This window comes from Ottowia thiooxydans, assembly GCF_040548795.1.
GTDB lineage: Bacteria > Pseudomonadota > Gammaproteobacteria > Burkholderiales > Burkholderiaceae_C > Ottowia > Ottowia thiooxydans_A.
The window spans coordinates 381,356-406,054 of record NZ_JBEPSH010000007.1 but is presented as its reverse complement, the minus strand read 5'-3'; the positions used below and the strand labels follow the sequence as shown (position 1 = coordinate 406,054).

Genomic DNA, 24,699 nt, shown 5'->3' with positions numbered 1-24,699 from the left:
AATCAACTGATTCGCAAGGAGAATTGCAATGGGTACCTTTTCCATCTGGCACTGGCTGATTGTGCTGCTGATCGTCGTCATGATCTTTGGCACCAAGAAACTGAAAAACATGGGCACCGATCTAGGTGGTGCCGTCAAGGGCTTCAAGGACGGCATGAAAGACGGATCTGCCGATGCTGACCCCAACAAGCCTGCAGCAGGTCAGGTCGCTAACGCAGCGGCTGAAAAGACCACGATTGACGTGCAAGCCAAAGAGAAGAGCTGATCTTTCATTTCAGCCTCAGTGACCCGGCTCCTGGCAGCGAATCCGCTGTTGGCCGGGCGATTGACGTTGAAGTCAAACGCTTATGCTAGATCTCGGCATTTCCAAAATGGCGCTCATCGGAGCGGTGGCGTTGATCGTCATCGGACCGGAGAAATTGCCACGCGTTGCGCGTACCGTGGGTACGCTGCTGGGCAAGGCGCAGCGTTACGTCGCTGACGTCAAGGCTGAGGTCAATCGGTCGATGGACCTGGACGAACTCAAGAAAATGAAGGAATCGATGGAGGATGCTGGCCGAGAGGTCGAAAAAAGCATTCATTCCACCCAATCTGATTTTGAGAAGGAATGGTCCAGTGTCACCACCGGCCTGGACAACGCAGGCAGCACGGACGACGCAAGCAGTGGCACAAGCCACACTTGGGAGCCCCCTCCGCCTTCGTACAAGAACCCAGGCAAGAAGTGGCGTCTGAAGCGGGGATCCACGCCCCAGTGGTACAAAGTGCGCCACGGCGTGCGCCGCCAAGCACAATCAGGTGCAGCGCGCGTGGCACGTTACAGACCTAAGAGCCAATGAAGAATAACCCCCATGTTGTGCCGATTTGCGGTCTGCTGCCCCCGGGGGAAGTTTTTCAGTTCGGGGCAGCCCAGCAATGAATATTGGCGGGTGATTCTCCGCTCCATAGCGTCTGTAGCCGACGGCAGATTTCTTGATCGCCCTTGTCATTGACGCCGCAAAGCGGTAGATCCACCTGTCGTGGAAAAGAACGAGATGTCCAACCCAAAGCCCGACCCAGAAGACGAACTCGCAGGCACTGAGCAGCCATTCGTCACGCATTTGATGGAGTTGCGCGACCGGCTTATAAAAGCACTCGTCGCGGTGGGCATTGTTGCTGCGGTGCTGGCAATCTACCCTGGTCCTGGACATCTCTACGATCTGTTGGCCCAGCCGCTGGTCGCGCATTTGCCTCCAGGCGCGACCATGATCGCTACTTCGGTCATATCGCCATTCATGGTGCCGCTGAAGATTTTGCTTATGGCGGCTTTTTTGATTGCCTTGCCCGTCGTGTTGTACCAGGTGTGGGCATTCGTTGCGCCTGGTCTCTACTCCCATGAGAAAAAAATGGTGTTACCGCTGGTCGTATCCAGCACACTGCTTTTTTTCGCGGGAGTGTCCTTCTGTTACTTTCTCGTCTTTGGGAAAGTCTTCGCGTTCATCCAGCAGTTCGCGCCTCAGAGCATTACCGCCGCGCCAGACATTGAGGCCTATCTAAGCTTCGTGATGACCATGTTCCTGGCATTCGGGCTGGCGTTCGAAGTGCCCATTGCAGTGGTCGTTCTGGCTCGTATCGGCGTAGTGACCATTGCGCAGTTGCGGCAGTTCCGCGGTTATTTCATCGTCCTTGCATTTGTCGTTGCTGCGGTAGTGACCCCGCCAGACGTGGTTTCCCAGCTCGCACTGGCGATCCCCATGTGCATACTTTACGAAGTGGGCATATGGGCTGCCCAGCTTTTCATTAAACACACCAAAAAGCCCGAAGACGAGGCAGATGAGAAATCTGCCGAAGTCGTGAAGCAGGATTAATCAGCTGTTCCCAGCCGCCTACGCAGGTCCATGCTGCGTTAGGCCGCCCCGGGTGCCAGGGCGCTGACTTTGCTTGTCCTTGGCTGAGGCGGTTGCCGCAGCTGTCGGTTGGCTATTGGCTATTGACTGTTGGCTGTTGGCTGTTGGCTGTTGGCTGTTGACCTGGGAGCGCCAAGCTCCAGCTTGGCATCTTCTTGCGGCTTCCCGCGGGCAGTGTTCGTCAAAACGCCCCGCTGCCACTTACGCCCAATGAAGCGGCGTCTCAGCAACAAGGCAAACACCGCCCGCCCGTGAAGTGGCGCCCACCCCGCAGCGTCATTCGAAAATCACTCGTGGGTCAAGCCAGTTCTGCTTGCCGGCGCAAGAGCGCCCTGGCTACTCAGCGCGGCCATGATGGCCTCCAGTGAGCTCTGGCAGCCGTTCTAGGGCCGCTTCCCTCAGCGCCCCTGTTGCTGCCGCGGCCGAGGCCGCTGCGTGGGCGTCACGCTGGCCTGAACCTGCTCTCCACGCCTTTGCAGCGTGAACGCTGAGGCTTGCCCGGGAGCCAGCGCTGCAATACGCGTCAGTAACTCGGACACCGTGCGTATGGACTCTCCGCCCACCTGGGTGATCACATCCCCGGGCCGAATGCCCGCCTGCGCAGCGGGGCCGCCGTTGAGTACGCCTGTCACGATGACGCCTTGCTGCGTGTTGACGCCAAAGGTCTGCGCCAGCTCAGGGGTCAACTCGCCGGGCTCTATGCCGATCCAGCCACGCACGACCTGACCATTCTTGACGATGCTTTCCATCACCTGCTTGGCAGTGGACACGGGAATCGCAAAGCCAATACCCATGCTTCCGCCTGACCGCGAATAAATGGCGGTGTTGACCCCCATCAGGTTGCCGTTGACGTCAATGAGCGCACCGCCTGAGTTCCCGGGGTTGATGGCGGCATCGGTCTGGATGAAGTTCTCGAACGTATTGATTCCCAGTTGATTTCGCCCCAAGGCACTCACGATCCCGCTGGTGACCGTCTGGCCGACGCCAAATGGGTTTCCAATGGCCAGGACCCTGTCTCCTACTTGCAGGTGGTCAGAATCGCCTAGAACGATCACTGGCAGTTTGTCCAGATCGATCTTCAGCACGGCCAGATCCGACTCCGGGTCGGTGCCTATGACCTTGGCGGCCGCACGGCGAGCATCGGCCAGAAGCACTTCAATCTCGTCGGCACCCTCGACAACGTGGTTGTTGGTGAGCACGTAGCCCTGTGGGCTCATGATGACGCCAGAACCCAGGCCAGCTTGCTGCTGTTCACCCTGATCGCCGAAGAAAAAGCGAAACCAGGGGTCTCTGGCGTTAGGGTGCCGCGAAGTCTTGCTGGTATTGATGCTGACCACGGCCGGGGCAGCACGCTTGACCGCCGCACTGAAACTGCCTTCAGCAATGGTTCCCGGTGTGGGCGCAGGCGCTTCCAGGATCGAGACCGTCCCCACGGTGCTCGAGACGGCGCGCCCCAGCCATTGAGGCTTGAGCGTGCCAACGACAAAATAGGCTGCCAGCAGCACAGTGGCTGCCTGGGCAAACAAAAGCCAGAGACGTTTCATGAAGAGCCTGAGGAGGGCGTTGTAAGTGCGGACAAATGCGCGGAGCGAGACATTGTAGGCTCCCGGCATGCTGGCAATGTGCCTTTCACCGACAATGACCCCTATGCCTGAAACCTCCCAAACCGATCGGTCGGCATTGCTGGCTGCCTGCAATGCCGAAATGCAGCCTGAGCGCTTCAAGGACTACGGGCCTAACGGCCTGCAGGTGGAAGGCCGGGCGCAGATTCGCAAGCTGGTGTCTGGCGTTACAGCGAGCCGAGCCTTGATCGAAGCCGCCATAGACGCCGGTGCTGACGCCATCCTGGTCCATCACGGTCTGTTCTGGCGAGGCCAGAGCGGCGTCATCACCGGATGGCTCAAAGAGCGGCTGCGCCTGCTCTTGTCCCACGAAATCAATCTGCTGGCCTACCATCTTCCTCTTGATGCCCATCCCGTATTGGGCAACAACGCTCAATTGGCCAGGGTCTTGGGTTTGCAAGCGACGGGACGCTTCGGGGAGCAAGACCTGGGTTTCATTGGCGGCCGCCTGGACGGCGAGACCTTCGCAGACGCGGATGTGCTCTCATGGCAGCTGGAACACGCGCTGGGCCGTCCGGTAGTGGCGATCCAAGGAAAGCGCGAGCCCATCGAGAGGGTGGCTTGGTGCACGGGCGGTGCACAGAGCTATTTTGAAGCAGCCATCGCTGCTGGGGCCCAAGCATTCATTACCGGGGAAATATCCGAGCCACAGGCTCATTTGGCCAGGGAGTGCGGAGTTTCATTCTTCGCCTGTGGCCACCATGCCACCGAAAGGTATGGCGCCCCGGCATTGGGAGCACATGTCGCGGCGCAGTTGGGTATTTCCCACCAATTCATCGATATCGACAACCCCGCATGATGACCGCGCCGCCTTTGCAAAAGCCCTTGGCCATCACCATGGGAGACCCCGCGGGCATTGGGCCTGAAATTATCGCCAAAGCGTTTCGTGACGCGCATGGGTTGACTCGCGGATGCTTTGTCGCGGGCGACCTCGCCACGCTGCGCCGCGCGGCTCAGATTGTGCAGGCAAGCCAGGGAGCGAGCCTTCCTGTGGCTCTGATTGAATCGCCACAGCAGGCTTGGGATGTGCCGCCTGGCTGCGTTCCCGTGTTGCAAGTCGTGGAGCCTGGGGTACTGGTGCCGCTTGGCGAAGTGAGCGCAATCGCCGGCAAAATGGCCGGAGACTGCGTGTTCTGGGCTGCCCGGGCCGCACTTCGCGGCGAGGTGGCCGCGGTGGTGACTGCACCTTTGCATAAGGAAGCTTTGGCAGCCGCAGGAGAACCCTACACCTGGTTCCCGGGTCATACGGAGCTGTTGCAAGCCGAAGCAGCTGCGCACCTCGGCAAGCCCACTCATGAGGTGCCCGTGCGCATGATGCTGGCCAATGAGGAGTTGCGTACCGTGCTCGTGAGCATTCACCTTTCTCTGCGTGACGCCCTGGAAAAAGTCACCAGAGAAAATATTTTGCAGACGCTGCGCATTACCCATCAATCTGTCGGCGCAGCGCTACAGAGGGCGCCGCGCATCGGCGTGGCTGGCCTCAACCCGCACGCGGGGGAGGGAGGTCTATTCGGTCGGGAGGAAATTGAAGTCATCTCGCCAGCCGTGGCAGCGGCGCAGGCCGAGGGGATTGATGCGCGGGGGCCCTTCGCGCCAGACACCGTGTTCATGCGAGCGCGTGCCACCCCCAAGCGAGCTGGTGAATTCGACGTGGTGGTGGCCATGTACCACGACCAGGGCTTGATTCCCGTCAAGTATCTGGGCGTGGAGCAGGGCGTCAATGTCACGCTGGGGCTGCCTTTTGTGCGTACCAGCCCTGACCACGGCACAGCGTTTGATATTGCCGGCAGTGGTCAGGCCGACCCCGCCAGCCTGATGGCTGCCGTTCACATGGCGCGCCAACTTATTCCAGCATCTTCCGAATGAAAAAACCTCTACCGCGGATGTCACGGTAGAGGCGAGTTGCTGCGCTTTTGGAGCCCTCGAATCGATTTATCCGCGCTTCAGGCTGTCACGAATTTCGCGCAGCAATTCGACCTCTTCCGGGGGCGCTTCAGGTGCGGGAGCAGGTTCAGCCTTTTTCAAGCGATTGATCTGCTTGACCATCAGGAAAATGATGAACGCCAGAATGAGGAAGTTCACCAAGATAGTAATGAAACTGCCGTAGGCGAACACCGCTCCGAGCTTTTTGGCTTCGACCAATGCCAGGCCTGATGCCTGGCCAGCAAGCGGAATGTAGTAGTTGGAAAAATCCAGTCCGCCGACCACCTTACCGGCGATGGGCATGATCAAGTCGCCCACGATCGAGTCCACGATCTTGCCGAAGGCGGCGCCGATGATCACACCGACCGCCAGGTCCATGGCGTTGCCCTTGATCGCGAATTCCTTGAATTCCGAGATTATTCCCATACTGTCCGCTCCTGTAAAAGTTGATGAATGCGCAAGTATTGCCGGGTGCATATGGTTGTCAAGCCCGCAGGTTCATGACTGCAACAGGTGCTCTTGCTCCTGTCGCCCCCTATCGGCTCCGCTACAATCGCGAGTTGACCATAGTGTCATGAGTTGGAAGTACTCGGGGGCGATTGAGCCGAAAATCAAAGCCATGCGGCGTAAAACCTTGCAATGACTGGAGAAGTTGCTACGGTTTTTACATCGGTGAGCGTTGAATTCGACTGATTTCTACCTGGCAGCTTTCAGGTTCAGACACTGATGTCGCGACATTACATACCAAGAACATACCCATAGGACAGCCATGAGTGACGCTCCGTCCAACACATTCACTCCCGCCCCCCTCGATGCCAGTAAGCGCACTTGGTTGATCGCCTCGGGATGTGCTGGTGCCGTAGGGGCTGGCTTCGCAGCCGTGCCCTTCGTCTCCAGTATCCAGCCCTCGGAAAAAGCCAAGGCTGCCGGGGCTGCCGTGGAGGTTGACATCAGCAGCCTCAAGCCAGGCGACAAGATGACCGTCGAATGGCGCGGCAAGCCCGTCTGGATTCTGCGCCGCACGCCTGAGATGCTGGCGACGCTCAAGAAGACTGACGCGGAGGTGGCTGACCCCAAATCGTTGCGTACAGCGTATCCCACACCGGAATATGCTCAGAACGAATGGCGTTCCATCAAGGAGGAGTTCCTCGTGGTGGTGGGCATCTGCACTCATTTGGGTTGCTCGCCCGTTGATCGTCTGCAGACCGGACCTCAGCCTTCGCTACCAGACAACTGGGAAGGCGGATTTTTCTGCCCTTGCCATGGCTCCACCTTTGATATGGCGGGCCGTGTGTTCAAGAACAAGCCGGCACCAGATAACCTCGAAGTGCCCCCCTACATGTACCTGTCAGACGCCAAGATGTTGATCGGCGAAGACAAAAAAGCTTGAAAAAGGTAGAGGGACATGGCTGAATTCAAGGAAATTTCCCCCAACGCGCCCGTGGGCGCCAAAGTGGGCAACTGGTTCAATAACCGTTTTCCAACTGTGTTCGCGGAGTACCGCAAACACATGTCGGAGTACTACGCACCGAAGAACTTCAACTTCTGGTATTTTTTCGGCTCGCTGGCGATGCTGGTTCTGGTGATCCAGATCGTCACCGGCATCTTCCTGGTGATGCATTACAAGCCGGACGCCGCCAAGGCATTTGAATCCGTGGAGTACATCATGCGTGATGTACCCTGGGGCTGGCTGATTCGCTACATGCACTCCACAGGCGCCTCGGCGTTCTTTGTGGTGGTGTATTTGCACATGTACCGCGGCTTGATCTACGGAAGCTACCGCAAGCCACGCGAGCTGGTCTGGGTTTTCGGTTGCGCCATTTTCCTGTGCCTGATGGCAGAGGCGTTCATGGGCTATCTGCTGCCTTGGGGCCAGATGTCCTACTGGGGCGCTCAGGTGATCGTGAACCTGTTCTCCGCTGTGCCTTTCATAGGTCCTGACCTGGCTCTGCTGATCCGTGGTGACTATGTGGTGGGTGATGCAACGCTGAACCGCTTCTTTGCATTCCACGTCATTGCCGTGCCGCTGGTTCTGATTGGCCTGGTGGTTGCTCACTTGTTGGCCTTGCACGACGTAGGCTCCAACAACCCGGATGGCGTTGAGATCAAGGCGGGCCCCAAAGGCAACCGCTGGTCGCCTGATGCGCCTGCGGATGGTGTTCCATTCCATCCTTACTACACGGTGCACGACATCGTGGGCGTGAGTGTCTTCCTGATGATCTTCTTCGCTGTGGTGTTCTTTGCGCCAGAGATGGGGGGCTACTTCCTGGAATACAACAACTTCATTCCCGCTGATCCGCTGGTGACGCCTTCGCACATTGCACCGGTTTGGTATTTCACCCCGTTCTACTCCATGTTGCGTGCGACGACTGACCTCATGGTCAACGTCCTGTCCATCATCATTGCGTTGGCTGCGGTGCTCACCTTCCTCAAGAGCAAGTCCTCCATGTTGATCAAGGTCGCCATTGCGGTCGCTGCATTGGTTGCCATCGTCCTGCTCAAGACTTTTGATGCCAAGTTCTGGGGCGTGGTCGTCATGGGCGGTGCCGTCATCATCCTGTTCTTCCTGCCATGGCTGGATCACAGTCCTGCCCGCTCGATCCGCTACAGGCCTGATTGGCACAAAGTGCTCTATGGCGTCTTTGTGGTTTGGTTCATCATTCTCATGATCCTTGGCATCAAGGCGCCGGGTCCAATTTTCAGCACGGCTTCGCTGAGCTGGATGACCAACGAACTGGTCGCCATGGTGGGCACCTTGTTCTACTTTGGATTCTTCCTGCTCATGCCGTGGTGGAGCCAAATTGGCGAGCCGAAGCAGGTGCCTGAACGTATTACGTTCACATCGCACTGAAGACGCTGGAGACTGCAAACATGAACTTCTACAAGAAATTGGTCTTCGGCCTGTTGCTCGCACTGAACCTGGCTGCCGGCGCAAACGCTGCGTCCGCGGGTATTCCATGGGACACAGCGCCTGGAAAAATCAATGACACAGCCTCGCTGCAAAACGGTGCCAAGCTGTTCGTCAACTACTGCCTGAGCTGCCACTCAGCCGCCTTCATGCGCTACAACCGGTTGACCGATATCGGCCTGACCGAGCAGCAAATCAAGGACAACCTGCTGTTTGCCACCGACAAGGTGGGAGACACCATGAAGGCCAATATTGATCCACGCCAGGCCAAAGCCTGGTTCGGTTCCAATCCGCCTGATCTCACCTTGATTGCACGTTCGCGTGCCGGCGCTGGTGGCACCGGAGCGGATTACATCTACACGCTGTTCCGTAGCTATTACCGCGACGCAAGCCGCCCACCAGGCTGGAATAACCTGGCCTTCCCCAACATCGGTATGCCTCATCCGCTGTGGGAATTGCAAGGTGAGCGCAAGCCTATTTTCGAGACGCGCGAAGAGCATGGCCATGAAGTCCATGTCTTTACAGGACGCTGGGAGCAGGTCTCGCCAGGTACCATGACGCCGCTGCAGTACGATCAAGCGGTGGGCGATCTGGTGAACTACTTGAAATGGATGGGAGAACCAGCGCAAAATAAACGCGTAAGTATTGGCGTTTGGGTGCTGATGTTCTTGCTGCTGTTTACATTCATCGCATGGCGATTGAACGCGGCGTACTGGAAAGACGTCAAGTAAGTTTCATTCTTCGGCCGGCTTTCACAGCTGGCTTGACACAGAGTGGGGGGGCGCCGATGCCGGCATCTCCTCCACTCTTTTGGTTTTAAGGAGCCTCTCACCATGATGGTGCTGTATTCAGGAACAACCTGCCCCTTCTCGCATCGTTGCCGTTTCGTGTTGTTCGAAAAAGGTATGGATTTCGAGATCCGCGATGTAGATCTGTATAACAAGCCAGAAGACATCGGCGTGATGAATCCGTACGGCCAGGTTCCTATCCTGGTCGAGCGCGACCTGATTCTGTATGAGTCGAACATCATCAACGAATACATCGACGAGCGTTTTCCTCATCCGCAGTTGATGCCAGGGGACCCTGTAGATCGTGCACGCGTTCGCCTGTTCTTGCTCAACTTCGAGAAAGAGCTGTTCGCCCACGTCAGCACGCTGGAAAATCGTGCCAGCAAAGGCAACGATAAAGCACTCGAGAAAGCGCGCTCCAACATCCGTGACCGCTTGACGCAGATGGCGCCGGTGTTCCTCAAGAACAAATACATCCTGGGCGACAATTTCTCTATGCTGGACGTTGCCCTGGCTCCGCTGCTGTGGCGCCTGGATTACTACGGTATTGATCTTTCAAAGAATGCAGCGCCGCTTCTGAAATATGCTGAGCGCATCTTCTCGCGCCCTGCGTACATTGAGGCGCTGACGCCTTCTGAGAAAGTCATGCGCAAGTAATGCGCCCGTATTGCGTACATAGGATGCTTTGGCGATGATGAGCGCACTTGATTCCACGTCCACTCGGCCGTACCTTATACGGGCGTTGTACGAATGGTGCACCGACAATGGCCTGACACCCTTCATCGCCGTCGTGGTCGACGAGAGGGTTCAGGTTCCACGTGAGTTCGTGCAAAACGGAGAGATCGTTTTGAACATCAGCTTCGATGCCACCAGTGCATTGAAGCTGGGCAATGATTTTGTCGAGTTCAAAGCGCGCTTCGGCGGAGTGGCACGTGAAATCATTGTGCCCATGGATCGGATCATCGCAATCTACGCACGTGAAAACGGGCAAGGCATGGCGTTTCCTGTCTCGGCGCCTGCAGCACCTGCGGATGAATCGCGCACGGACCAGGTTCAGCCCGATGCGTCATCGGTGACTCCAACGCCCGCAGAAAACGCGCGTGGTGGGATTCAACTGGTTCAAAGTTCAGAGCCCGAAGAGGCTCAAGACAATGATCCCGAGCCTCCCGCTCCGGCATCGCCTGGGAAACATAAAAGGCCTGCACTAAAACGCATCAAGTAGCCAATTAATGAGCTACTTATAGGCTAGAATACTAGCTTCGCCGCTTTAGCTCAGTTGGTAGAGCACCCGCCTTGTAAGCGGTAGGTCGTCAGTTCGAGTCCGACAAGCGGCACCAAAAAACACGAAACCCGCAATGCTTTCTTGCATTGCGGGTTTTTTGTTGTCCTGACGGTTCTGCACCATCCATCGTCGTAAGTTCTCGATTATTTTTTGTTTGACGCATCTCGGGTCCCGGTTTGGTGACTTATTTCACGAATTCATCGATCTGACCGCAAGGCTTAACCAAAGTTAATTTGAAATGTGTCGTGTGTAACTAAAATTTAACTTCGAGTCATTTGGTGCGACTTTCAACCGTCGTTCAGAGCTATTTCGTGCTCGCTAAACCCCGATTTTGAAAGGTGTCGCATGTCGACGTTTACACACCGCCTGTGGACACACTGGATTTTGCGCTGTCTCGGCGTTCTCACATTGCTTTGCATGGCGCTGCCGTCATCCGCTGCAGTCAGTTCCATAGCAATTCAGCTGATCAACCCGGCGTCAGGGTCAGCCCTTTCGGGGACGCAGTTTCAGTACCAAATCAATTACACCTGCTCTCCAAGCGTGCCCGCTGTGCCGGGGGAGATGAGTTGCGACAACATGGTGGTCCGGGTTCCGTTGGGCGCCGCTGTGCCGAACCCCGCGGGGTGGACAGTGGCCAATTGGGCCCGGTCCGTGACTCTTTTGCCACCTGGCGCCACATTCAGCATGTCAGGCACCGATCTGCTGATCACCCTGCCTCCCACCATCCCCACCAATGGACAGTCCAGCACTTTTCAGCTGAACCTGACTCCGCCCGATTACGTGACCTTCAACAACACCAGTTGGTCGTTGGCACCCTCTATTTCGGGAAGCAATATCCAGACGGCGACCGCCGCACCTGTGTTGGCTACCGCAACTGCGTCGGTTAGCATGAGTTTGGCCAAAAGATCGCTGACCGGTAACGTCGGGGTGATAGGCGATGAGGTGACCTACCGCATCACTGCATTTTGTGCGGGCTCAGATAGTTTTTACGGGCATCTGGCGCTGCAAAGCTTCGACCTCGTCGATACCTTGCCCAACACCGTCACCTACGTGTCGTCCAGCCCTGCGGCCGTGTATAACGCTGGCGCTCGCACTCTGACGTGGACGAACTTGCCCGCTCGCTGCTCGCAACCGGACACGAACCACTTCGAGTACGACGTCACGGTGCGGATCAACGATGGCGTAAGCTATCCTGGCACTGTGGTTGCTAATGGAGCAAGCATCGTCAACCCGGTGCAGTCTCGCTACCAGAGCATTAGCGAGGGAGCTCCGCGCACTGCCACGGCACAGCATACGATGACGGTCTACCACGGCGCGCCGCCGCTGGGCAACATTGTGGGCAAAGAGGCACGCGGCTTCTTGAATGCCACCAATAACAACAGCCAGGGGACGCCAACCTACGCAGGACATTGGTTGGCGGAAGCGCCTCAGCCGCAGATCTGGGGACAGGCCGAAGCGTCTTTCCGCATTAATATTTCTCCTCCACCGGTGGGCTATTCCTCGGAGTTGGTAGATCCCATGCCCTGTCTGGATAACTATGTGTCCACCTCAACCAGTGGCACATACAGTTCCAAGGCCTTAGCCCCTACGACGACGAACCTATCAGCTGATCCACTGAACAATCTGTGCCAACGCCCCGCGTTCCACCCGATCCGTTTCTCCCTGAGTCCCCGCTTTTACGACACAGCGAACACCACAGGTCTGCGCGTGATGTATGCAGCAGGCTGGCGCCCCGCAGCCATCATGAAGGACGGCACGCGCGTTGACCTGAACATGGAGTCGGAGGACTCGATCACAGGTGGCCGGATGTGGTTTGCCATTCCGACTGCTTACAGGGAACAGGTGGCCATGCTGCACTTGCCCAACCATACGGACCTGCGACAGTTTGAAATGGCTGTGCATGGTTATGCGGACCCGCTCACGGATGACAACATCAACGCTACGCGGACTGCCATCCGAATCAACAACACCGCTTACTCGCGAATGCACTGGAGAGGTGCGGCCAGCTTTACCCAAAGCAGTGCGATGGGGTACTTCACGGTCATCGCGCCTACGGTGCAAGTGCAAGCGGACAAATTCATGTCCCAGTTCTACGCCACATCGACATCCAGCGGCAAAAACTACACCCCCATCCGCTTGTGGGGGTATGTGAATTCTCCAATGCCTGTCGAGTCCGATGTGATCATGACCGATCTGCTGCCCGAGGGTATGAGTTTGCTTGGGTACCCCAGCGCCACGGTACCTGCCACCATACTCAATACGCAGACCTCGGCGATCTTGGGGGTGGTGAACGCGGCTATCGAAATCATTCCCAATCACATGGGCTCAGGGCGCGAACTGGTGCGCCTCACAATTCCCGAGGGAACATTCCCAGCCGGCGCCTATCGGGTGAGCTTCCAGCCCGAGCGGCCGCCTGGACCGTTCACCTCACAGAGCCAGCAAACGCTGAACGACACCATCTCTTTCTTCGTCGAATCCCCCATCGCAGTCGGCACCTATACCAACAGCATGAACATCTATGCACCCGATGTGACGCTGTCACAGATTTGCCAACCTACTAGCCCTAGCGCCAGCCCTCCCCAGACCACCGACGCGCTCAACCAGAGCGGGCGTGGCACGAGCGTCAGCTATTGCCAGTCCACCGCTACGTTTGTGCGCTCTGGCCAGGGTGCCGCTGGCTATACGCTGGCCAAGCAGGTGCAGGGGGATCTGGATCCCGCGTTCCAGCCTGCTGGAACGCCAGGACATATTTCCCTGCCCAATGGAAGCGCGCGTTACCGCTTGACCTGGACCAACACCGGTGGACAGACGCTTGGCAATGTGGTGGTCTACGATGTCCTTCCAAACATTGGCGATACCAGCACCATCAGCGGCGATGCGCGAGGCAGCCAGTTCGCAACCACGCTGACCAGCCTGGTCACCCCCCTACCTTCGGGCGTCACGGTTCAATACTCTGCGTCGACCAATCCGTGCCGTCCGGAGGTGTACGCCACCCAGCCAGTAGGCTGTGCGAGTGATTGGACCAGTAACCCAGCCACCTTGGGTGGCTTGGCGAATGTCCGGGCGCTGCGATACAGCTCTTCGCAGAGCTATGCTTCCGGACAAGCGTTCAGTCTGGAGATGAACGTGAGCGCTACAGGTGTGCTGCGCGGTCAGCTTGCCAACAACAACGCGGCATCTCGGGCTTCGTTGGGCGCCAGCCCGATGCTCCCGGCAGAAAGCCCCATCGGGGCCATCCGCGGCACGGACGATGGCCAACTGCAGATTGGCAAGACCGTGGATCAGGCCACCGCGCGGTCAGGCGATACGCTGACCTACACCGTCACTGTGCGCAACACCGGGCCGCTGCCTGCGATAGGCATTCAGGTCAGCGACACCTTGCCAGAGCACACCGGCTTTGTGTCGGCCACTGGCAATGGCGTTCATGACGCTGCGGCAACCGGCGGCAACATCACCTGGACGATGGATCTGGCCCCGGGCGCGACTGCGAGCTTTACAGTAGTCGCCACGGTGCAGGGCAGCGCACCCGCGGGCAGCACTTTGACCAACTCGGTCGGCGTGACGAACCCCGCCACAGGGCCGTTTCTACCTCCGGTCGTGGACCAGGCCTGCCCAGAGCCGCTGGCGACCAGGTCCTGCGCAAGCACGCAACTTCCCACTGCAGCCAACATCACCCTGAGCAAGGAAGGCCCGGCCACGGTGGGGGCGGGGCGCGCGCTCTCCTACACCATTGCGTTGGGTAACAGCGGTGAAACGCAAAGCGGCACGACCCTTACGGTCACGGAGAAGCTTCCTGCAGGTGTCGCAGCCCAGACCGTGGTGCCGGGCAACAATGTTCAAACGGTGAGCTGCCTGCCCGCACTGCCGCAAACGGGAACTACCCTGACCTGCACATTGACTCTGGCAGCGCCTCTTGCCGCCGGCAGCGCCAACGGCGCAGCCACTATACGGATCAATGCCTTGGCCCCTTTGGTGGATGGGGCGCTGGTGAACTATGCGTCGGTGGACCCAACAGGTGGAAGCACGCCGCCGGAGCCCGGCCTGACATGTGCGCCAGAGAGCAGTTGCGGTTCTGTCACGACTCAGGTGGCGACGTCCAAACTTGAGCCGATTCCTGCTTCGTCACCGCTGGCCCTGGCACTGATGGGGTTGGCGCTAGGGTGGTTCGCCCACTATGAGAATCGGCGCCGTCGCCGCGAACGCTAATTGAATACCAACGCCTGACACCCTGTGGCAGGCGCTGAGGGAATTTGAACAAAACCTGGATTTCTGCCTCGGACGCTATGACAATCGGATGCATGCAGGCGCTTGGAGCGGCTGCGCATTCATAAGGTCCAAGGGCGAGGGAGCTGTATGCAGATGGCGATGAGGGTGAGCGCAGGAACACTGCAGCGCACGGGGTTTCTGAGTTCCAGCTGGCGCGCTACCGTCCGGCAGGCAATTTTTCTGGGTTGAACGCATGTCCGCCGAAGCAAGTACAAGCGATCTGATCAGTGTGGTCAGTTTATTGGGCGCTGCCGTAGTCGCAGTCCCTATTTTCAAGAAAATCGGACTAGGTTCGGTACTGGGCTACCTCGCGGCAGGTCTGGCCATCGGCCCTTTCGGGCTCAAGCTGTTCAACGATCCACAGGCCATCTTGCATGTGGCCGAACTGGGGGTCGTGATGTTCCTGTTCGTGATCGGGCTGGAAATGCAGCCCTCTCACCTTTGGAGCCTGCGGCGCCAGATTTTTGGCTTGGGCAGCATGCAGTGTCTGGTTTGCGGCATCCTGCTCACGCTGGTGGGCATGGGCTTTGGTTTTCCTCTTGCCGTCTCTTTCGTGAGCGCCATGGGCTTTGTGCTCACCTCCACCGCTATCGTCATGCAGTTGCTGGGCGAGCGAGGTGACATTGCGGCTCCCCGGGGCCAGCGCATGGTCTCCATTCTCCTCTTTGAAGACCTGCTGATCGTGCCGCTGCTGGCCATTGTGGCTTTTATTGCGCCTCCTGCGCTGGATGCCTCCGCGGTGGCGGCACCTTCTCGTTGGGGGGTGATCGGATTGGCGCTCGCGTCATTGGCTGCCCTGGTGGCCGCAGGGGTATGGCTGCTGAACCCATTCTTCCGCGTGCTGGCGAACGCCAAGGCGCGTGAGGTCATGACGGCGGCGGCGCTGCTGGTGGTCCTCGGCGCTGCTCTGCTGATGCAACTGGGTGGCCTGTCCATGGCGATGGGTGCGTTCCTCGCGGGCGTGCTGTTGTCCGAGTCCACCTTCCGACATCAACTGGAGGCTGATATCGAGCCTTTCCGCGGCTTGCTATTGGGTTTGTTTTTCCTTGGTGTGGGCATGTCGCTGGATCTCAGCGTCGTGGCCGCGAACTGGCAATTGATCGTCGCTGGTGTGCTGGCTCTCATGGCCACGAAGGCACTGTGCATTTATGTGGTTGCTCGGCTTACCAAGAGCTCGCACGCGGACGCGCTGGACCGTGCGGTACTGATGGCGCAGGGGGGTGAGTTTGCCTTCGTCCTTTTTGCCGCCGCCGTTGGTGCGCGCGTGATTGATGCCACCGTGAACGCCAACATGACGGCGATCGTGGTGCTTTCCATGGCGCTGACACCGCTGGTCGTGCTGGTGCACCAACGTTTCGGCCCCCGCGCCAAAGTTTCCATGGAAGGCGTGGAAGCGCCGCAGGACAGGCAGTCCAGCGTGCTGGTGATTGGCTTCGGCCGCGTCGGTCAGATCGCCAGCCAGGGCGTGTTGGCGCGCGGCGCTTCTTTGACCGTGATCGATAACGACACCCAGGTGATTCGAGACGCGCAGACTTACTTGGGTTTCAAGGTCTACTACGGCGACGGTGGGCGCTCAGATGTGCTCCATGCCGCAGGTGCGCACACGGCCAATGCCATCCTCGTTTGCGTGGACGACAAGGCGGCTGCGACACGCATCGCCGAGAGCGTCCGAGCCGAGTGCCCGCATGCGCGCGTGTTGGTGCGGGCATTCGATAGAGAGCACGCTGTGGAATTGGTCAAGACCGACGGCGCCGATGTCGTGATTCGAGAGACTTTTGAGTCAGCCATGAAAATGGGCTACGAAGCCATGCTGGCCACTGGCGCAACAGAGGAAGAGGCGGAAGCTGTGGTCTCAGACCTTCGGCGGCTGGACAGCGAGCGATTTGATCTGGAAGTGGCTGGCGACGCATTCGCTGGTCGGGCCTTGTTGAGGGCAGGCTTGAGAAAAAAAGACAACCCGGATGCGAGTACTCAGGCGCACGTCTGAGCGCCAGGGGAAGCCTGTCCTGAGCCTGTCAAAGTGGCGCCGCGCAAGGCTTCGACAAGCTCAGCCCGAACGGGTGTTTGTCATGACTTATGAAAGGCTCAATAAGCGTGGACGCTGCTGCGCGACATGATCTGCATCCTGTCGCAAGCTTCCTCAAGTTCACGCACCAGTGTCCTCATGAGCTCGCCTGCAGGCTCCAGAGTCTTCACAAGGCCTGCGGATTGGCCCGCTTCGACTTTGCCCCACTCCACATCACCGTCCAGTGCCGCTTGTTTGAGAGTGTTCTTCTTGAAAAGCGCCTCGTATTCTTCCTGCGAAACGTCACGTTGCTCGGCTGCAAAGATCGCTTGCGCAAAGGCGTTGTTCAGTGCCCGCACCGGCAGGCTCCGTTTGCCGACCAGCACCGCGTCGGCGGCGCGGGCACCCAAGACTGCATCCTTGTAGGCCGCATGGACCGTAGCTTCATGCGTGGCGATGAATCTGGTGCCTAACTGGACGGCATCTGCACCCAGGGCGAGAAGAGCCGCGATGCCCCAGCCGTCGGCCACTCCACCACCAGCAATGACGGGAATGGACACCTCTTTCAAAACCTGGCGCACGGTAACGAGTGTGCTGACCCCGCTCACGGGTGGGTGCCCGCCGGCTTCAGCGCCCACCACGACCAACGCATCAACTCCCGCCGCCTGCGCTTTCAGGGCGTGCTCAAGCGTGGAGACTACGTGGATCCACTTCGCGCCGTATTCACGAAAGCGTGGCAAATGAACCTTGGGGCCACCCTGCGAAGCAATGATGACGGGCACCCTGTGCTCGACCATCGCGTCCAGAATCTCTTCTACCTTCGGGCGGTACAGCGGAATGTTGACGGCGAATGGTTTGTTCGTGAGGGTCGACATCTCATGCAGTGCGCTCTTGAATGTGTCGACATACATGGGCCCCGCCGCAATCACTCCCAAGCCTCCTTCGTTCGAAACAGCTGCAGGCAGCGCCGTGCTGGAAGAGGCCCAGCTCATCCCGGCCTGGACGATGGGGTGCTCAATGCCGAGCATTTCGGTAATTCTTGTCTTCATTGGGAAGCTCTTAACTCATAGGGGTACTGAACATGGGGGACCAGAGCGCTGTAAAGCCCACGGGGGCTTACTCAATCTTGATGCCGGATTCCTTGATGAGCTTGCTGTACGCGTTGCGCTCTTCTTCGACCAACTGGGCCAGATCTGCGCTGGAGCCTGGCAGCGCGATGTTGCCCGATGAAGCAAACTGGGCCTTGAGTTTTTCCGAACTGAGCGCGCGCTGTATGGCTGCATTCAAAGTCGCCACTGCAGCAGGCGGGGTCTTGGCCGGTGCGAAGACGGCGAACCAATTGCTGGCAGAGAAGCTGGGTACTCCGCTCTCGGCAATGGTGGGAATTTCGGGAAAGAGTGGTTCCCTGGATTTTCCGCTGGAGGCGAGAGCTGAGAGCGCGCCCGAGCGCACTTGCCCCAGCACGGTGGGAACCGAATCAAAGAGCAGATCGATGGTGCCCGAGCGCAAATCAGTCAGGGCAGGGCTGGTACCTTTGTACGGTATGTGCCTGAACTGAATGCCCGCAGCCCGCTGGAACGCAGCAGCGGCCAGGTGGGTATTGGATCCATTGCCTGCCGAACCAATGGTGAGCTTGCCCGGTTGCTGACGTGCGAAGGCAATGAGTTCCGAAACCGTCTTGAATGGCAGGCCTGGGCGTCCGAGCAGAAGATAGGCAAAGCGCGCCACGCCGCCTACTGGCAAAAAATCCTTCTGCGGGTCATAGGGCAGATTTGGCATCAGAACGGGGTTGATGACAAACGTCGCAGCGCTGCCCAGGAGCAGGGTGTATCCATCAGGCTCAGCAGAGGCTGCTTGCTGAGCGGCAATGATGCCGCCAGCGCCAGGCCTGTTCTCGATGATCATCGCTTGCCCCAGAGGGCTTTGAATTTCCTGGGCCAGCGCGCGTGCGACGAAATCACTGCCGCCCCCCGCCGCAAAGCCCACCACCAGCTTGGGCGGCTTGACCGGCCATTTGGCTTGCGCCAGAAGTTGCGGACTGGCGAGCAGGGACGCTGTCAGCGCGCCAAATGTGCGTCTATTGAAACGGGGCATTTGAGAGTTCCTTATTGGGGGCGCGACGACGGGTCGGGCTTGTGCGCAAGAGCGATTCCGCGGTTGAACAAGTTTTCGATATCAGCTGGGGAGTACCCCAGTTCACGCAGAATCTCGGTGGACTGTTCGCCGATGTGCGGTGCATGGTGTCGCAGCTTCGCTTGAAAGCCGGACATGGACATTGCAGGCTTGATCCTCTTGATCGCACCTTGCGTGGGATGTGTGTCGTTTTCTATCAATCCCACGTCGCGCAGGTGAGGATCCTGTAGAAGGCTGTCCAGGGTATGGCAGGGCATGATGGGCACGTCGTGCTCAAGCAAGCGCTCCATCAGTTCTTCAGTGCTGAACTGGCGCACAACGTCTGCGCGGGCAGAAAAGAATTCGGAGACATGTTCGATTCGAGCCAGTGATGTCGCGTACCGGGCATCGTTGGCCAGGTCGCTTCGCCCCAGGGCTTCAAAAAGACGCTTCACCTGGGCGTCTGTGTTGGTCGTAATGCACACATAACCATCCCTGGTTTGCACCGGTTTGGCATTGGCATCCAGAAGCCGCTGATCGCCCAATGGCCCGGTCGGTGGATCGAAGGTATGACCATACATATGTTCGCTGAGCAGCAACGCCGCAAAGCTCTCGAACATCGGGACTTCGAGTGTTCTACCCGCCCCATCCCTCTGGTGGGCGAAGAGTGCTGCCAGCACCGCGTTGGCCACCATGAGCCCTGCAGTCCGGTCTACCACCACATAGGGCACGTAGCGGGGCTCTGCCCCATGGGTTGCGAACAGGCTGGCCAGGCCGGTTCCTCCCTGCAATATGGAGTCGTACGCCGGTCTTCCGGCATAGCGCCCCTTGCTCCCAAAGCCGACTATGGATGCATGTATGAGGGGGGAGTGGCGCTTGCGCAGGGTCTCGGCATCCAAACCCAGGCGAGCCAATGCAGCCGGCCTCATGTTGTGCAAAAAGACATGAGCCGTGTCCACCAGCTTGAGCAGAGCCTGGCGGCCTTCTTCCTGCTTGAGATCCAGGCAGATGCTGCGCTTGTTGCCATTCATGTGCAGGAACTTGCCTGGCATGCCCGGTGTGGGCGATCGGCCGCAGATCCATCGGATCACGTCACCCGAACGCTCCTCCACCTTGATCACATCGGCGCCGTACTCACCCAATACCTGTGTGGCGTAGGGGCCCACGACTGCGGAAGTCAGATCAATAATTCGAATGCCGGCCAACGGCGCGGATGTGTTTTGCGTCACGGTGTGTCAGGTATCCAGCTTGATGCCACGGTCCTTGATGATCTTTCTCCACGTCTCTATCTCCTTGCTCAGAAACGCTTCGAACTCCTTGGGCGTGGTGCCGCGCACGCGAATGCCTTCCATCGCCAGTTTGGGCGCCAGGTCGGGGGCCTTGACTGCCTCGATGATGGCCTTGTTCAATCGCTCCACTATGGCTGCCGGCGTATTGGCAGGAGCGGCGAAGGCCCACCAACCTTCGATGTCGTAGGTGGGATAGCCCGCTTCAGCGATGGTGGGGTAGTCCTTGAAGGCGGGAGAACGTTCTGCGCTTGTAATGGCCAGCACGCGCACGCGGTCGGCCTTCAGTGCAGAGGCTGCGCCCGAATAGGTACTGAACGTATAGTTCAACTGCCCGCCGATCAAATCATTGATCACAGGGGCCGTACCCTTATAAGGTACGTGCAGCATCTTGATGCCCGCTACCGATTGAAGCAACTCACCCATCAGGTGCGCGTTGCCTCCCGTGCCAGATGATCCGAAAGAGTATTGGCCCGGTTTCTCTTTGGCCAGGCGCACAAGTTCCTTCACGTTCTGCACGGGGGAGTCCTTGCGCGTCAGTAGCAGGAAGGGTGCGCTGGCTGCGAGCGTGATGGGGGTGAAGCTCTTGACGGAGTCATAGGGGAGGTTGCTCACCAGGCTGGCATTGATGGCGTGAGCCGCCGGCATCTGGAGCAGGGTATAGCCATCGGGCTTGGCGGTCGCCACGGCCTGCGTACCGATCAAGGTGTTGCCGCCGGCGCGGTTTTCGACGATGACCGACTGCTTCAGTGACTGCGTCATCTGGTCTGCAATGGCACGTGCCAACACATCATTGATTGCGCCGGGAGGGTAGGGGACGACGATCTTGATGATGCGGTTGGGGAATTCCTCCGCATAGACGCCTGCGGAAATCGCAGCAAGGCTGGCCCCGAAAGCTTGAAGAATGGTTCGGCGAGAAGCCAACGCTGATGGGTTAGGCAAAGATTTCATGTGGTTGTCTCCCAGGAAATGGTTGTTTGATCAGGGCCGGGCTATTGAATCGTCCGTACCCACGGCGTCGCACACGGGGCGTCGCACAAGGTGATGGATCCGTCATGAACGTCGAATCCAGAAAACGGGTCGTCGATGTGACCCTGAGCGAATCGCCAGGTGGGGTGCCCCTGGCGTTGTCGCAGTTGCACAAAGGCAAAGCGGACTTCACAGGCGCTCAACTCACGCGCCCGCGCTTTGAAGCCTGGCATTGGCGTGGGCTTGTCGCAGGGGGTTCAAACCGCTGCGGCCCACACGCCCATCCAGCTCGCGCCCCAAGGCTGCCTCACAGGCTTCCACGGTTTCCAGCAGACGGTCCAGATCGATGCCTGTGCGTATGCCCATGTTCTCGAACAGGTCGATCAAATCCTCTGTGGCCACATTGCCCGTGTGTCCACCACCGTATTTGACTTTGCTCGGATGCCCTCCCACGCCGCCTAGCGCGCAGTCAAAGTAACGCACGCCGGCGTCGTAGGCTGCCACATAGTTGGCAAGGCCAGTCCCACGCGCGTCATGGAAGTGGGCGATGAGCGTCGCATCAGGAATAGCGTCACGCGTTTTCTGGAACAAGGCGCGCGTGGTCAAAGGTGTGGCGGTGCCGGTGGTGTCAGCCAGTGTGATGTGGTGCACGCCCAGATCAAACATGCGTTTGGAGTCCGCAACCACTTGAGCGGGTTCTACCCAGCCTTCAAACGAGCAGCCAAATGCCATGGAGATCGTGCCAATCAAGCGGAAGCGGCCTTGAGCGGCAGCGATCATCTCTTCGATGTTGCGCCATTGTTCTTCCCGGGTCCGTGCCAGATTTTTCTTCGAGTGGGTGTCGGTGGCAGAGACCAGCAAGCTGATTTCATTGGCGCCGAAACCTGCATCTGCATCCGCCAGAGCACGTTCTACGGCACGCACATTGGCGCACGTGGCCTTGTAGAACACGCCCGCCTTGCGTGGCAGCGTGCGCAAGAGTTCGCTCGCATCGGCGAACTGCGGCACGACCTTGGGGTTGGAGTAGGAGGTGGCCTCCACACGCTCGAATCCCAGATCGGCCAGGCGACTGATGAGCTCCACTTTTTTGGGGGTCGGCATGAACTCGGATTCATGCTGAAGTCCATCGCGCGGAAAGCATTCGCAAAGAACGACGTCGCGGTCAGAGGGGGTGTTCGTAGAATTCGTCATGTGGTGGGCGCGTTGGTTTCCGCGGTGATGTTCCAAAGCCGGATGGCATGCTCGCGAAGCTTGTTCTTCTGAATCTTGGAGCTGCCGGTCATGCCGATGTGCTCAAAGGTGTCCACCACATCCAGATAGCGGGGTACCTTGAAGTTGGCGCAGCGGTCACGGCACCAGCGGACGAGCTCCACGTTCTCTGCGGTACAACCTTCCTTCAGCAATATGAACGCCGCAGTGACCTCGCCCAGGCGGGCGTCAGGTACACCAATGACCTGGGCCTGTTGCACGGCAGGGTGTGCGTGAAGCACTTCCTCGACTTCTGCGGGTGCGACGTTTTCACCGCCAACACGGAACATGTCCTTGAGCCGGCCGACCATGCGAAAGCGCCCCTGCGCATTGCGTTCGCCGAGATCGCCCGTCTTCAGCCATCCATCAGCTGTAAAGGCCTTGGCTGTCGCTTCTGGCTGGTTGTGATAGCCCTTCATCACGTTCCAGCCGCGCACTTGAATTTCGCCTTGCGCTCCGGCTTTGGAAAAAACTTCGCCTGTGTCGGCGTCTGCCAGCCTGACTTCAACACCAGGGTGGGGGAGCATGAAGCCATCGCGGCGATCTTCCAGGCTGTCGTCCCAGTCGGAAAGCAATACATTGGGGGATGCTTCAGACTGTCCGTAGGCGTTGCACATGTGCGGCACACCCATTCGTTCGCTGATCTTGAGCATGACTTCAGGCCCTGCTGCAGCCCATCCTCCACGAAGATGAATGCGGCTCCTGTCAAACTCAGGGTGGCCGATCAGCATCAAAAAGATGGTGTCGTTGCCGGAGGTCAGCGTACAGCGCTCGGTGTCCAGCACCTGCAATGCCAGGGCGACGTCGAACTTGGGCAGGCTCAGCAGGCAGCAGCCCGAGACCAGGCTGACCAGGATGGACAAGGTACTTCCGGCCACATGGAAGAACGGTCGAATGCTGAAGTAGCGGTCCGTAGCCTGCACCCCCATTCGGCGCGCGACCGATGCGGCGTCGCCGATCATATTCAGGTGGCTCAGCATCACCCCCTTGGGAAACGACGTGGTGCCTGAGGTGTACTGGATCAGCAAGGTGTCGTGCGGATCCACCTCGCCCATGGCAGAGGTAAGTTCTGCAGGGCTTGCTTGCTCCCCGGCAGCCATGAACTGCTGAAGCCGGATGGCACCCGCAGGGACATCTCTGCCGCCCACCTGAACCGCCGCTTTGAGTGAGGGCAGGCCTGCTCCGGGCAATCTGGACAAGACCGCAGGTTCTACCTGCTCTAACATGGCCTGGAAATCAATGCCAAGGAAGTTGCTGGCATAGATCAGCAGCTTGACGTCGGCTTGGCGAAGGCAATACTGAAGCTCATCTGCTTTGAACCTGGTGTTCACAGGCACGGCAACAGCGCCTATGAGCGCACAGCCGAAGAAAATTTCTATCCAAAGGCTCTCGTTACCGATCAGGATGCCGACATGGTCGCCACGCCGTATACCCGATGCATGCAAGCTGGCCGCGACTTGGTGTGCACCAGCCTGGAGCTGTGACCAGGTGCGTCGTTCGCCTGGCCCTACATAGGCCTCATGGCTGCCGCGGCTGGCCACTGTAGAGGCCAGGACTTCGGCCAGTGTGTGCGGCTGGGGAACCTGGTTGGAATCAAGCAGCACCCTGAGCTCCTGATGTCGATGCGGCAGTCGTGCCAGAAGCGTCAGAGGCGGAACTACCGAAACCAGAAATCGCTTTCTTCCAGTCGCTGTGGCGAAGGTTTTCCTGAATGGCGAGCAGCTCCTGGGCCATGGCGCCTTCACGCGTTGTCTCCAGACCTGTGTCTATGCTGCGCTTGGTAAGCGCCACCGTCAGAGGATTGGCTTTGGCAATGCGCTCGGCAAGTTCCTGAACGCGCGCATCCAGTTCGCCAACTGGATAGACATGATTGACCAAGCCGAGTTCAAGAGCTTCTTGTGCTGCCACCTTGCGTCCGGAAAACAGCAGTTCTTTTGCAATGCGTGGGCCAACGATGCGGGGCAGGCGCTGGGTAGCACCAATGGTGCCCCAGCCTACTTCCGGGTAGCAAAAGACCGCTTCGGTACTTGCCAGAATGAAATCGCATGCGCCTGCGATTTCACAACCTGAGCCGTAAGCAGGGCCGTGGACTACCGCGATCACAGGCTTGCTCAGACGCTCCAGCGACGCATATGCCGTGAAACCGTCCACCCTGCGCGCCAGCGTCTCAGCACCACTCATGGTTTGGCGTTCTTTGAGATCTGCACCGGCACAGAAAGCTACCCCTTCGCCGCGCAGCAAGATGACACGGACGTTATCGTCGGCTTCCAGGGCTTCGCATGCCGCAACGATTTCGTGGCACATCTGCAAGTTGAGCGCATTGCGGTTATCAGGCCGGGCCAGGCGCAAGGTTGCAATGCTCCCGGTGGTCGTTACTTGAATGGCTTGAAAATCAGGCTTGCTCATC

At 58.7% G+C, this 24,699-nt stretch carries 21 protein-coding genes and 1 tRNA gene; 13 read left to right on the top strand and 9 right to left on the bottom strand.

From position 1 onward, the window contains the following. The first annotated feature begins 28 nt into the window (after positions 1–28). The 3 genes from tatA to tatC all read left to right on the top strand — a co-directional run bounded on the left by tatA (position 29) and on the right by tatC (position 1,844). Positions 29–265, top strand: coding sequence for a Sec-independent protein translocase subunit TatA (gene tatA, locus ABIE13_RS18900; RefSeq protein ID WP_354446266.1), 237 nt, complete (start codon positions 29–31; stop codon positions 263–265). Positions 266–347: 82 nt separating this feature from the next. Beyond that, on the top strand, positions 348–836 hold the full coding sequence (tatB, locus tag ABIE13_RS18895) for a Sec-independent protein translocase protein TatB (RefSeq protein ID WP_354446264.1): 489 nt from the start codon (positions 348–350) through the stop codon (positions 834–836). A gap of 195 nt (positions 837–1,031) precedes the next feature. Further along, positions 1,032–1,844 (top strand): twin-arginine translocase subunit TatC, encoded by an 813-nt coding sequence (tatC, locus tag ABIE13_RS18890; protein WP_354446262.1) that lies wholly within the window; start codon positions 1,032–1,034, stop codon positions 1,842–1,844. A 437-nt stretch (positions 1,845–2,281) separates the two neighbouring features. Here the strand turns inward: tatC and ABIE13_RS18885 are convergent, their stop codons facing one another. After that, the gene (locus ABIE13_RS18885; protein ID WP_354446260.1) at positions 2,282–3,427 is read right to left on the bottom strand and encodes a Do family serine endopeptidase; all 1,146 of its coding nucleotides are present in this window, start codon (positions 3,425–3,427) and stop codon (positions 2,282–2,284) included. Between the two features lie 103 nt (positions 3,428–3,530). Between ABIE13_RS18885 and ABIE13_RS18880 the strand changes: the two genes are divergently transcribed. Together ABIE13_RS18880 and pdxA are read left to right on the top strand one after the other, a co-directional pair. After that, positions 3,531–4,304, top strand: a complete 774-nt coding sequence (locus tag ABIE13_RS18880; protein WP_354446258.1) for a Nif3-like dinuclear metal center hexameric protein — start codon at positions 3,531–3,533, stop codon at positions 4,302–4,304. Further along, positions 4,301–5,371 (top strand): 4-hydroxythreonine-4-phosphate dehydrogenase PdxA, encoded by a 1,071-nt coding sequence (pdxA, locus tag ABIE13_RS18875; RefSeq protein WP_436278441.1) that lies wholly within the window; start codon positions 4,301–4,303, stop codon positions 5,369–5,371. Before ABIE13_RS18880 ends, pdxA begins: the two co-directional genes overlap by 4 nt. 66 nt (positions 5,372–5,437) lie before the next feature. On the opposite strand, the gene mscL is transcribed toward pdxA, so the two are convergent. Beyond that, positions 5,438–5,854, bottom strand: a complete 417-nt coding sequence (gene mscL, locus ABIE13_RS18870) for a large conductance mechanosensitive channel protein MscL (RefSeq protein ID WP_354446256.1) — start codon at positions 5,852–5,854, stop codon at positions 5,438–5,440. Positions 5,855–6,197: 343 nt separating this feature from the next. Between mscL and petA the strand changes: the two genes are divergently transcribed. From petA to ABIE13_RS18830, 8 genes are all read left to right on the top strand, one after another. After that, entirely contained in the window at positions 6,198–6,818 is a 621-nt protein-coding gene (petA, locus tag ABIE13_RS18865; RefSeq protein ID WP_354446254.1) for a ubiquinol-cytochrome c reductase iron-sulfur subunit, read from the top strand. A gap of 15 nt (positions 6,819–6,833) precedes the next feature. Next, positions 6,834–8,279 (top strand): cytochrome b, encoded by a 1,446-nt coding sequence (locus ABIE13_RS18860; RefSeq protein WP_354446253.1) that lies wholly within the window; start codon positions 6,834–6,836, stop codon positions 8,277–8,279. A gap of 20 nt (positions 8,280–8,299) precedes the next feature. After that, entirely contained in the window at positions 8,300–9,067 is a 768-nt protein-coding gene (locus ABIE13_RS18855) for a cytochrome c1 (RefSeq protein WP_354446251.1), read from the top strand. A gap of 102 nt (positions 9,068–9,169) precedes the next feature. Continuing rightward, complete coding sequence (locus ABIE13_RS18850; protein WP_354446249.1) at positions 9,170–9,781, top strand: glutathione S-transferase N-terminal domain-containing protein; 612 nt, start codon at positions 9,170–9,172, stop codon at positions 9,779–9,781. 34 nt (positions 9,782–9,815) lie between these two features. Next, complete coding sequence (locus tag ABIE13_RS18845; protein ID WP_354446247.1) at positions 9,816–10,346, top strand: ClpXP protease specificity-enhancing factor; 531 nt, start codon at positions 9,816–9,818, stop codon at positions 10,344–10,346. A 39-nt stretch (positions 10,347–10,385) separates the two neighbouring features. Then, positions 10,386–10,461: transfer RNA gene (locus tag ABIE13_RS18840), tRNA-Thr, on the top strand. Between the two features lie 290 nt (positions 10,462–10,751). Next, positions 10,752–14,612, top strand: coding sequence for a DUF11 domain-containing protein (locus tag ABIE13_RS18835; protein WP_354446246.1), 3,861 nt, complete (start codon positions 10,752–10,754; stop codon positions 14,610–14,612). Positions 14,613–14,865: 253 nt separating this feature from the next. Then, complete coding sequence (locus tag ABIE13_RS18830) at positions 14,866–16,659, top strand: monovalent cation:proton antiporter-2 (CPA2) family protein (protein ID WP_354446244.1); 1,794 nt, start codon at positions 14,866–14,868, stop codon at positions 16,657–16,659. A 98-nt stretch (positions 16,660–16,757) separates the two neighbouring features. Here the strand turns inward: ABIE13_RS18830 and ABIE13_RS18825 are convergent, their stop codons facing one another. The 7 genes from ABIE13_RS18825 to ABIE13_RS18795 form a co-directional block, all read right to left on the bottom strand. Next, positions 16,758–17,726, bottom strand: coding sequence for an NAD(P)H-dependent flavin oxidoreductase (locus tag ABIE13_RS18825; RefSeq protein ID WP_354446242.1), 969 nt, complete (start codon positions 17,724–17,726; stop codon positions 16,758–16,760). A gap of 67 nt (positions 17,727–17,793) precedes the next feature. Continuing rightward, on the bottom strand, positions 17,794–18,771 hold the full coding sequence (locus tag ABIE13_RS18820) for a Bug family tripartite tricarboxylate transporter substrate binding protein (protein ID WP_354446240.1): 978 nt from the start codon (positions 18,769–18,771) through the stop codon (positions 17,794–17,796). 11 nt (positions 18,772–18,782) lie between these two features. Next, positions 18,783–20,018 carry a CaiB/BaiF CoA transferase family protein gene (locus ABIE13_RS18815; RefSeq protein WP_354446239.1) on the bottom strand — a complete coding sequence of 412 codons (1,236 nt, stop codon included), beginning with the start codon at positions 20,016–20,018 and terminating at the stop codon, positions 18,783–18,785. A gap of 6 nt (positions 20,019–20,024) precedes the next feature. Continuing rightward, positions 20,025–21,026: a Bug family tripartite tricarboxylate transporter substrate binding protein gene (locus ABIE13_RS18810; protein WP_354446237.1), complete on the bottom strand. Its 1,002-nt coding sequence runs from the start codon at positions 21,024–21,026 to the stop codon at positions 20,025–20,027. A 222-nt stretch (positions 21,027–21,248) separates the two neighbouring features. Beyond that, entirely contained in the window at positions 21,249–22,235 is a 987-nt protein-coding gene (locus ABIE13_RS18805; protein WP_354446235.1) for a hydroxymethylglutaryl-CoA lyase, read from the bottom strand. Continuing rightward, the gene (locus tag ABIE13_RS18800; RefSeq protein ID WP_354446234.1) at positions 22,232–23,896 is read right to left on the bottom strand and encodes an AMP-binding protein; all 1,665 of its coding nucleotides are present in this window, start codon (positions 23,894–23,896) and stop codon (positions 22,232–22,234) included. The genes ABIE13_RS18805 and ABIE13_RS18800 overlap by 4 nt, the downstream gene beginning before the upstream one ends. Further along, positions 23,886–24,698, bottom strand: a complete 813-nt coding sequence (locus tag ABIE13_RS18795) for an enoyl-CoA hydratase/isomerase family protein (protein WP_354446233.1) — start codon at positions 24,696–24,698, stop codon at positions 23,886–23,888. Before ABIE13_RS18795 ends, ABIE13_RS18800 begins: the two co-directional genes overlap by 11 nt. Position 24,699 lies beyond the last annotated feature (1 nt).